Annotated in this window: 8 protein-coding genes and 1 pseudogene; 4 read left to right on the top strand and 5 right to left on the bottom strand. The window is 75.8% G+C overall.

Annotated features, from left to right (window positions below):
* Positions 1 to 3 precede the first annotated feature (3 nt).
* The gene (locus SZN_RS32335) at positions 4 to 483 is read right to left on the bottom strand and encodes an Lrp/AsnC family transcriptional regulator (protein ID WP_007503367.1); all 480 of its coding nucleotides are present in this window, start codon (positions 481 to 483) and stop codon (positions 4 to 6) included.
* A 197-nt stretch (positions 484 to 680) separates the two neighbouring features.
* Between SZN_RS32335 and SZN_RS32330 the strand changes: the two genes are divergently transcribed.
* The 3 genes from SZN_RS32330 to SZN_RS32320 all read left to right on the top strand — a co-directional run bounded on the left by SZN_RS32330 (position 681) and on the right by SZN_RS32320 (position 4414).
* Positions 681 to 2174, top strand: coding sequence for an FUSC family protein (locus SZN_RS32330; RefSeq protein WP_007503365.1), 1494 nt, complete (start codon positions 681 to 683; stop codon positions 2172 to 2174).
* Between the two features lie 327 nt (positions 2175 to 2501).
* Positions 2502 to 3230, top strand: coding sequence for an SDR family oxidoreductase (locus tag SZN_RS32325; protein WP_007503364.1), 729 nt, complete (start codon positions 2502 to 2504; stop codon positions 3228 to 3230).
* A gap of 131 nt (positions 3231 to 3361) precedes the next feature.
* Positions 3362 to 4414, top strand: a complete 1053-nt coding sequence (locus SZN_RS32320) for a lactonase family protein (protein ID WP_007503363.1) — start codon at positions 3362 to 3364, stop codon at positions 4412 to 4414.
* A 79-nt stretch (positions 4415 to 4493) separates the two neighbouring features.
* On the opposite strand, the gene SZN_RS32315 is transcribed toward SZN_RS32320, so the two are convergent.
* The 4 genes from SZN_RS32315 to SZN_RS32300 form a co-directional block, all read right to left on the bottom strand.
* On the bottom strand, positions 4494 to 5417 hold the full coding sequence (locus SZN_RS32315; protein WP_086021480.1) for a sirohydrochlorin chelatase: 924 nt from the start codon (positions 5415 to 5417) through the stop codon (positions 4494 to 4496).
* A gap of 120 nt (positions 5418 to 5537) precedes the next feature.
* Complete coding sequence (locus SZN_RS32310; protein WP_007503361.1) at positions 5538 to 6515, bottom strand: N-acetylglucosamine kinase; 978 nt, start codon at positions 6513 to 6515, stop codon at positions 5538 to 5540.
* Positions 6512 to 7189 carry a uracil-DNA glycosylase gene (locus SZN_RS32305; RefSeq protein WP_007503358.1) on the bottom strand — a complete coding sequence of 226 codons (678 nt, stop codon included), beginning with the start codon at positions 7187 to 7189 and terminating at the stop codon, positions 6512 to 6514. The genes SZN_RS32310 and SZN_RS32305 overlap by 4 nt, the downstream gene beginning before the upstream one ends.
* Positions 7190 to 7262: 73 nt before the next feature.
* Positions 7263 to 8405 carry a WD40/YVTN/BNR-like repeat-containing protein gene (locus SZN_RS32300; RefSeq protein WP_007503356.1) on the bottom strand — a complete coding sequence of 381 codons (1143 nt, stop codon included), beginning with the start codon at positions 8403 to 8405 and terminating at the stop codon, positions 7263 to 7265.
* Between the two features lie 308 nt (positions 8406 to 8713).
* Between SZN_RS32300 and SZN_RS39375 the strand changes: the two are divergent.
* Positions 8714 to 9444, top strand: a pseudogene (locus tag SZN_RS39375) (PaaX domain-containing protein, C- domain protein).
* Positions 9445 to 9605 lie beyond the last annotated feature (161 nt).

Raw genomic sequence — 9605 nt, 5'->3', positions numbered from 1 at the left:
AGTTCAGGTCCGCGCCGTCGCCCGTCCGACCGACTCCACCAGCGGCAGCATCCGCTGCGGGACCCGCTCGCGCAGCGCCACCTCCGTGCGGGTGCGGACCACCCCGGGCAGGCTGATCAGCTTCTGGATCACGTCCTCCAGGTGGGCGTTGTCGCGGGCCACGACCCGCGTCAGCAGATCCCCGCCTCCCGTGATCGAGAACGCCTCGACGATCTCGGGCACGGCCGCCAGCTCCTGCCCCACGTCGTCCAGATGCCCCTGGGTGACCTCGATGTGCACGAACGCCAGCACGGGATGGCCGAGGGCCGCGGGCGACAGCGTCGGAGCGGTCCCGGTGATCACACCGTCCCGCTCCAGCCGGTCGAGCCGGGCCTGAAGGGTGCCCCGCGCGATCCCCAGGACGCGCGCGTACTCCCGGACGCTGGTGCGCGGCTGCTCCAGCAGCAGCCGCAGGATGCGGGTGTCCAGCTCGTCCACGGGCATGATGGCGCGGCCCTCTCGTGAGGTGGTCCGTTGGTCCGTCCATGGACGGACCGGGAGCGATATGTCTGTACCGATGGTCCAGCGTAGAACAGACGACTTGAGCCAGCTGGCCCGGTGGTGCTGCAATGGGCCGGTCGATGGCGCTGCGGACCTCCGCGGCGCCTTTTTCATGCGCGTGGGGGAGAGAGGCGGTCGCCGTGCTGAAGAGGGTGTTCGTGGCGCCGGACCCGGGGCGGGCGCGGCTGCGCTTCGCCGTGCGGGCCGTCCTCGGCATCGGGCTCGCGGTCGGCGTGAGCGCGCTCGCCGGACACAGCCTCGCCGGTGCCGTCACCGGCGGGCTCACCGCGCTGCTCGCGCTGTTCACCGTCACCGACACCACCGTCCGCGGGCAGGCCGTGACCACCGCGCTGCTGCCGCTGGTCGGCCTCCCGGTCCTCGCCGCAGCCGCCGGACTGCACGACCGGCCCATCGCCCGCGACCTCACCTTCCTCGCCCTGGTCGGCGCGGGCGTGTACGCCAGGCGCTGGGGCCCGCGCGGGCACAGCCTCGGCGTGTTCGCGTTCATGACCTTCTTCGTGGCGCAGTTCCTGCGGGCCACCCCGGACCGGCTGCCGGAGCTCTACGCCGCCGTCCTGCTGTCCCTGCTCGCCGCGGCCGCCGTGCGCTTCGGCCTGTGGTGCTACGAGCGCCGCCTGCCGGTGCCGTCCCTCCCCGCGCCACCGGGCGGCACCGGGCTGGCCCGCATCACCACCCGCCAGGCGGTCCAGGCCACCGCGGGCGCCGGGTTCGCGCTGGTCGTGGGGCAACTGGTGTCGGGACAGCGCTGGTACTGGGCCGTCGGCGCCACCTGGTGGATCTTCGTCAACACGACTTCGCGCGGCGAGACCCTGGTCCGCGGCTTCCGCCGGGTCCTCGGCACGGTGATCGGCATCGGCCTCGGCCTGCTGGTCGCCGTCCCGCTGGAGGGCGCCGGGGTGCCCACGGCCGTCCTCCTCGCCCTCTGCGTCTTCGGCATCTTCTACACCGCCGCCGTCTCCTACACCTGGATGATGCTCTGCGTCACCGTGCTCGCCGGGCTCCTCTACGGTCTGCTGGGCGTCCTCGATCCCGCCCTGCTGGCGCTGCGGCTCGCCGAGACCGGCGTCGGCGCGCTCGGTGCCGTGCTGGCGGTGCTGCTGGTGCTGCCCGTGACCACCCACGCCGTCACCGACGCCTGGATCCAGCGGGCCCTGCGCTGTGTGCGCACGGCCACCGCGGAGGCCGCCGCCCGCCTCGCCGGCGACGAGGGCACCGACCCCGCCTCCCGGGTGGCTGAACTCGAACAACTGCTCGCCCGGGTGCGGCTCTCGGTGGCCCCGCTGGTGCATCCGCTCAACCCGGTGCGGGCCCGCCGCGAGCGCGCCCGGCACGTGCTGGCCCTGCTCGACGACTGCGCCCGGGAGATCCGCGGCCTCGCCGCCGTCGCCGCGGATCCGGAGGCGTCGCACGACGCCCGCCTGGCCGCCGCCTGCCGGCGCGTCGAGGCGGCGGTGGAGGCGCTGACCGCGGGTACGGACGTCACCGCGCCCGAGGCCCGGCCCGTCCCGGCGCACCCCGCCCTCGCCCATCTGCACGGCCTGGAGCACACGCTGTCCGAACTGGCCAGGCCGCTGCGCACGCCCTCGGGTTCCCGGCTCGTCGCGGCGGACTGAGCGCCGTGCGGCTCCCCGGGAGCCGGCACCGTGCGGGTCACCCGCTCAGCGGCCGGTCCCGGGACGGGCCGCTCCTCCTGCGCGGGGCGACGCGCGGTCCCGGGGGCGACGCGGTGCGGCACCCCCGGACGGGCCGGCTCCGCTCGCGGGGACGCCCGCGCGGCCTCCGGCGCGACAGGCAGGGGGCACCGGCCTCCGCTCGCCGGGACGCACCGCTTCGCCGAAGGTGGAGAGGACCGGCCGCCCTCAGCCGGTCCGGGCGCCGTACGCCGCGCCCCTGCCGCGGCCCCGGGCCGCGGTCCGAACCCCTCCACGGAAAGGGACGCCATGAAGTTCGCGGTCTTCGGCGGCACCGGGCTGATCGGCTCACAGGTCGTCGCCCGGCTGAACGCCGCGGGACACGAGGCGGTGCCCCACGCGCAGTCCACCGGCGTGGACGTCGTCACCGGCCAGGGGGTGGACGCGGCGCTGGCGGGGGCCGACGTGCTCGTCAACCTGACGAACTCCCCGACGTTCGACGAGGCGTCCCCCGCCTTCTTCCGGACCTCGATGGACCACCTGCTGGCCGCGTCCCACAAGGCCCGCGTGGGCCACTTCGTGATCCTCTCGATCGTCGGCGTGGACAAGGTGCCGGAACTGGACTACTACCGGGCCAAGACGCTTCAGGAGACCATGCTCGCCGCAGGCCCGGTGCCCTGGTCGATCCTCCGGGCCACCCAGTTCATGGAGTTCATCGACGCCGTCATGGCCTGGACGACCATCGGGGACGCGGTCCGGCTGCCCGCCACGCCGATCCAGCCGATCGCCGCCCGGGACGTGGCGGCCGCGGTGACGGAGATCGCCGAGGGCGCCCCGCTCAACGGCGTCCGCACCATCGGCGGCCCCGAGATCTTCGCCCTCGACGAACTGGGCCGTCTCACCCTGGCCGCCAAGGGCGACACCCGCGCGGTCGTCACCGACCCGGCCGCCGGGATGTTCGGCCTGGTCAAGGGCGACGTCCTCACCGACAGGGACGCCCGGATCGCGCCCACCCGCTACGCCGACTGGCTCTCCTGAGGCCGCCCCGCCCGCCGCGTCGCGCGGGCCCGGCCGTACGCGGCGGACACCCGCCGGCCGACTTGGTCTAGACCGATAATGATCCACTGCTACCGTCACCCCGGACGGCACTCGACCGGAAGGGGACATCGGTGGCAGACGTCGGCAAGCGGGGGAGAAGGGCCTACATCGGGTCGTTCACGGCGGCCGGAGGGCACGGCATCACCACGGCCTCCGTGGCCGAGGGCAGTGGCGCGCTGAGCGTCATGAACGAGGTGCACGACCTGCCCGATCCCGCCTACCTGGCCCTCTCGCCGGGCGGTGACCTGCTCTACGCGGTCAGCGAGACGCCCGACGGCGCGCTGGCCGCCTACCGCCTGACGGGGACACGGCCCGAACGCGTCGGGGCCCCGGTCCCGGTGGGCGGCAGCGGCCCCACCCACCTCAGCCTGTTCGCCGGGCACGTCCTGACCGCCAACTACGGCTCCGGGAGCGTCTCCGCCGTGCCCCTGCGCCCCGACGGCTCCCCGGCCGGCACGCCCCCGTCCGTCCTGCGGCACAGCGGTTGCGGCCCCCACACCCCCCGCCAGCAGGGCCCGCACGCCCACTACGTGCAGCCCGACCCCGGGGGCCGCTGGGCCGTCAGCGTCGACCTCGGCACCGACTCGGTGCGCGTGTGCACCCTGGCCGACGGCGTCCTCGACGTGCACCGCGAGACCGCCCTGCGCCCCGGCTCGGGCCCCCGCCACCTGGCCTTCCACCCCAAGCGCCCGTACGCCTACATCGTCAACGAGCTGACGCCCACCGTCACCGTCTGCCACTGGGACGCCGACGACGGCACGCTCAAGCCGCTCACCGAGACACCCGTGCTGCCCGGCGTCCCGGCCGGCGACGCCTATCCGTCGGGAATCGCCGTCTCGCCCGACGGACGGTTCCTGTGGTGCGCGACCCGGGGCGAGGACGTGCTGTCCGCCTTCGCCCTGGACGGCGAGGAGGCGCATCTGACCGGCACCGTCTCCTGCGGCGGGAACTGGCCCCGGGCGCTGACCGAGGCGGGTGGCGTCCTGTACGTCGCCAACGAGCGCTCCGGAGACGTCTCCTGGTTCACCCCCGACCCCGACACCGGGCTCCCCCGCCACGAGGGCTCCGTCGAGGTGCCCGCGGCGTCCTGCGTGGTCGTCGGGGACCTCCCCGGCACCGTCTGACCCGCTTGCCCGCAACGCGAAGGACCCGCTCCCCGGCGAGGAGAGCGGGCCTTCGCGCGTCACGGCAACGGCGTGCGGGTCAGTGGACCTGCGCGCCCTGCGGCTGCGGCGGGGCGATGCCCAGGGCCGCGGTGTACTTCGACAGGGCCAGCTTGCCGATCGCCGGGTAGGCGCCGAGCGCCTCGGCGGCGGCGCAGCCCGTCTCCTGCGCGGCCTCCGCGACCAGCGTCGGGTCGATCTCCGGTCCGATCAGATACGGCGCCAGGGCCAGCTGCTGCGAACCGGAGGACCGCAGCTGGTCGGCGACGGCCGTGATCGCGCCGTCCTCGTCCAGGGCCGCCGCCATCACCGGCACGGCGAGGCGCGCGGCCAGCAGCATGCCGGTGATGCCCGCCGCCTGCACGGCCTCCTCGCCGCCCACGGACGCCAGGATGATGCCGTCCGCGGCCGTCGCCACGGTGAACAGCCGCGCCCGGTCGGCGCGGGCGAGACCCGCCTCCGACAGCCGCACGTGCAGCGCCTCGGCGAGCAGCGGGTGCGGGCCGAGCACGTCGGTCAGCTCGGCCGCCACCCGGCTGTCCATCACGGCCTGGCGGATGACGCGCAGCAGCGCGCCGTCCGGGCCCGCGAGCAGCGGTACGACGACGGCGACCGGGCCCTCGGGCTCCTTGGCCTCCACCCCCGCGGCGACCGCCTGCTCGTAGCGGGCGGTGCGCTCCTCGGCGGCACGCGCGAGCACCGACTGCAGCGTGGGAAACTCCGCGTCGTCACCGTCGACGTACCCGATGCGGGCGTCGAGGCCGGGGAGCTCGGAGCGGGCGATGCTCACGACCTCCTCGGCGAGAGCGCGGGTGGCCGCGCTCGGAGAGCCGGGCACGGCCAGAACCAGCGCGGGCGCGCCCTCGGGAGCCGCGAGGGGCTCGGGTCGGCGGTGCCGCCCCGGCTGACGGGGGCGCGGCATTCGTACTGGCAGGCCGGACGCGGGTCCAGTGGGGGAGCTCATGGCGCCGCATGTTACTGGCTTCCCGGGCTGCCCTGTTCGGGGAGGGTGCAGGTGAGCGGTATCCGTCCGGTTTTGTCGGATTGAGTGACCTGTCGTGCGGAACCTGCCGTACCGCCGGGATCAGTCCGTGATGTCGGTCACCACGCGGAGCATCGACCCGTCGCTCGGCAGGGCGAGGTCACCCGCCGCCAGAGCCGTCGCGAGGTGGACGGAGCCCTCCAGGGGGTCCCCGGCCGCCGGGACGGTCCGCGCGTGCGGCAGTCGCTTCGCCACCTCCTCCTCCAGCGGGCCGAGCAGCGGCGCGCCGAGGCGGAACAGGCCGCCGGTGAAGGCGACCAGGGGCTCACCGGCCGCGGGGCACACGGCCGCGGCCGAGTCGGCCATGTGCCGTGCGGCGGCGCGCAGGATGCCGGCCGCCACCGGATCGGTGCCGGCGCGGTCGGCCACGTCCGGCGCGAACGAGGCGAGCACCGCGGGACGGTCCGTACGCGGGTACAGCCGGCCCGGCAGCCCGCTCACGGGGCCGAACCGCTCCCGCGCGCGGGCCAGCAGCGCGGCCGAGCCGCCGGGCCGCCCGTCGTGCGCGCGCAGCGCCGCCTCCAGCCCCGCCCGGCCGATCCAGGCACCGCCGCCGCAGTCCCCCAGCAAGTGCCCCCAGCCGTCGGCACGGTGCCAGCGCGTCAGATCCGTACCGACCGCGATGAGGCCGGTGCCTGCCGCCACGACGGCCCCCGGCCGGGCGCCCAGGGCACCGGCGTAGGCGGTGACGGCGTCGGCCGCCAGGGCGAGGCGCCGGATGCCGAACTCCCGGTGCAGCGCGGCCGGAAGATCGGCCCGCAGGGCGTCACCCAGCGTGGCCATGCCCGCGGCCCCGATCGCCGCCGCGGCCAGCCCGGTCACCCCGGCCTCCGCCGCCGACTCCCGCACCATCGGCGCCAGTTGCTCCCGCAGATGCCGGGGGTCGATGCCGCGCTCGCCGGTGCGCACCGGCTCGTGCGACTCCCGCCGGGCCGCCGCCCCGCCCACCGAGCCGACGACGACCCGCAGACCCGAGCCCCCGGAGTCGACGGCGAGGAACCCCTCGCCCGCGCCGGTCACGGCAGTCGCCAGTCCACGGGCTGGCCGCCCTGCTGGATCAGCAGGTCGTTGGCGCGGCTGAAGGGCCGGGAACCGAAGAAGCCGCGGTCGGCGGACATGGGGGAGGGATGCGCCGACTCCACGGACGGAAGGCTGCCGAGGAGGGGGCGGAGATTGCGGGCGTCACGCCCCCACAGAACGGACACCAGCGGCTTCCCGCGCGCGGCGAGCGCCCTGATGGCCTGCTCGGTGACCTCCTCCCAGCCGTTGCCCCGGTGGGCGCCCGGCTTGCGCGGCGCCGTGGTGAGCGCCCTGTTGAGCAGCAGCACCCCCTGCCGGGTCCACGGGGTGAGGTCGCCGTTGGACGGCTGCGGCACGCCCAGGTCGGTGTGGAGCTCCCGGTAGATGTTGACGAGGCTGCCCGGCAGCGGACGGACGTCGGGGGCGACCGAGAACGACAGTCCCACGGCGTGGCCCGGTGTCGGGTACGGGTCCTGGCCGACGATCAGCACCCGTACCTCGTCGAAGGGCTGCTGGAACGCCCGCAGGACGTTCGCGCCGGCCGGGAGGTAGGTGCGTCCCGCGGCGATCTCCGCGCGCAGGAAGTCGCCCATGGAGGCGATCCGCTGGGCGACGGGCTCCAGGGCCTTCGCCCAGCCCGGTTCGACGATTTCGTGCAAGGGTCGTGGTGCCACGGGCGTCACCCTACTGCCGTGACGGCGGTGGCGATCAACTCGTGGCCGCGGCAGGCCGGTTCGCGGTGACGGCTCATCCGGTCACCGCGGCCCTGACGCACAGCACGTCCGGCAGGTGCGAGGCCAGCTGCCGCCAGCTGTCGCCGTCGTCGGCGGAGGCGAACACCTCGCCGTTGCGGTTGCCGAAGTACACCCCGGCGGGGTCGGCGTCGTCGGTGCACATCGCGTCCCGCAGCACCGTGCCGTAGTGGTCGCCCCGCGGCAGGCCCCTCGACAGCGGCTCCCAGCTCCCGCCCGCGTCGGCCGTGCGGAAGACACGGCAGCGCCGGCCGGCGGGCACCCGGTCCGAGTCGGCGTTGATCGGGAACACGTACGCCGTGCCGCCGCGGTGCGGGTGCGCCGCCACCGCGAAGCCGAATGTGGACGGCAGGCCCCCGCCGATGTCGCTCCAGTGCCCGCCCGCGTCGTCGCTGCGGTACACGCCCCAGTGGTTCTGGAGGTACAGCCGGTCCGGGGTCGACGCGTCCTGGGCGATCTTGTGGACGCACTGGCCGAACTCCGGGTCGGGGTCGGGCAGGAACACCGCGGAGACCCCGGAGTTGGACGGCGCCCAGCTCTCCCCGCCGTCGGCGGTCCTGAACACCCCGGCGGTCGAGACGGCGACCGTCACCGCCCGCGCGTCGCGCCGGTCGGTGAGTACGGTGTGCAGCCCCTCGCCACCGCCGCCCGGCACCCACTTCGCCCGTGTGGGGTGCTCCCACAGGGGCCTGACCAGCTCGAAGGACTCGCCGCGGTCCTCCGAGCGGTACAGCGCGGCCGGTTCGGTGCCCGCGTACACCACGTCCGGCTCCGCGGCCGCGGGGTGCAGCTGCCACACCCGCTCCAGGGAGGATTGCGTGTCCTTGGGGAACTTGACGGCTGGCCGGGAGGGTTCGGTCCAGGTGCGGCCCAGGTCGTCGGAGTGGAACACGGACGGGCCCCAGTGCGCGCTGTCGCCGCCGGCCAGCAGCCGGGTGCGCCCGCCCCGGGTGTCGATGGCGACCGAGTACACGGCCTGGGCGTTGAAACAGGGGTTGTCGTCGAACTCCCAGCCGCCCCCTCGCCTCCGGCCGATGAACAGCCCTTTGCGGGTTCCCACGGCGAGCAGTACCTCGGTCATGCCGATCACCTCCGCGACGCCTTCGTCTCCGACACCGGCCAGTCTGCACCTCGCCACTGACAGTCACCTCCGCGCGGGATGAAGGCCCTGGTCAGGGCGGTGGCGACGGCTTCGCGGCGGAGCGGCGCGAGGGGGTGGCGGGACCGGCCGCGGGCACGGCGTGACGCGGGCCACGCCCGCTCCCGGCGGGTGCCGTGAGCATCCGGGCGCCCCGCCCCGCCGCTTAAGGGAAGGAGGCCGGTCCGGCAGGTTCGTGCGCGCAGGAGGCCGGGGAGGCCGGGGAACCCGGGGTGAGCCACCGGGCCGCCGTCCCGGCCGCGGGAGGGCCCGCCGGCCCCGGGGCGGGGTGCACGGCCGGGCCGGCCGTGCGTTCGGTCGGCCGTTCGGTCGTCCTGAACCTGCTGCCGGGCCCGCGCCCGCCCGAGTTTGCCGGTGAAGGAGCTGGTGAGTGCGGTGGAGCCGTTCGGCATCGCCGGGTCCGCGCTGCGGGCGGCACTCGGCAGGATGGCCGCGGCCGGTGGTCTGCGCCGCGCGGACACGGCGTACGGGCTCAGCGACCGGCTGCTGGAACGCCGGCGCAGGCAGGACGACGCCGTACACCCCGCGACACTTCCCTGGGACGGCGACTGGGAGATGGTCGTGGTCACGGCCACGGGACGCGCCGCCGCCGAACGCGCCGAACTGAGAACGGAGTTGGCCCGGCTGCGGCTCGCCGGGCTGCGGGAGGGCGTATGGCTGCGGCCGGCGAACCTGCGCCGGGCCCTGCCGGACGACCTCGACGGCGTCGCGCAGGGGTACCGGTCCCGCCCGCGGCACCCCGCTCCCGAACTGGCCTCCCGGCTCCGGCCGTTGGCGGAACGGGCCGACACGGGGGCGCGGCCTGCTCGCCCAAGTCGGCCGCGCCCGGGGGCCGTCCGACCGCTTCGCGGCCTTCGCGGCCGTCGTACGGCATCTGCCCGCCTACCCGGTCCTGCCCGCCGAACTGCGCCCCGCCCACTGGCCCGGCGCCGAACCGCGCGCCGCCTGCGCCGGGTACCGGCGCGAGCTGCCGGAGGAGATGCGCGCGCGGGAGGCCCCGCGCACCGACGGGGGCTGAGGGGACCCCGGTCGGGAACGCCGCCCGCGGCCGGTGCGGGACCCGGGCCGACCACGCGGGACGCGGTCCCGTGCCGCCGGGCGCCGCGTGCCGGACGCCCCGCAACGCCGCACGCGCCAGACGCGGACGCCGCAAGGCCGCACGCGACAGACGCGGCCCAT

Origin of the sequence: Streptomyces zinciresistens K42 (assembly GCF_000225525.1) — a bacterium.
In the GTDB taxonomy this organism is placed as follows: Bacteria; Actinomycetota; Actinomycetes; order Streptomycetales; family Streptomycetaceae; genus Streptomyces; species Streptomyces zinciresistens.
This window is presented reverse-complemented; position numbering and strand designations above follow the sequence as displayed.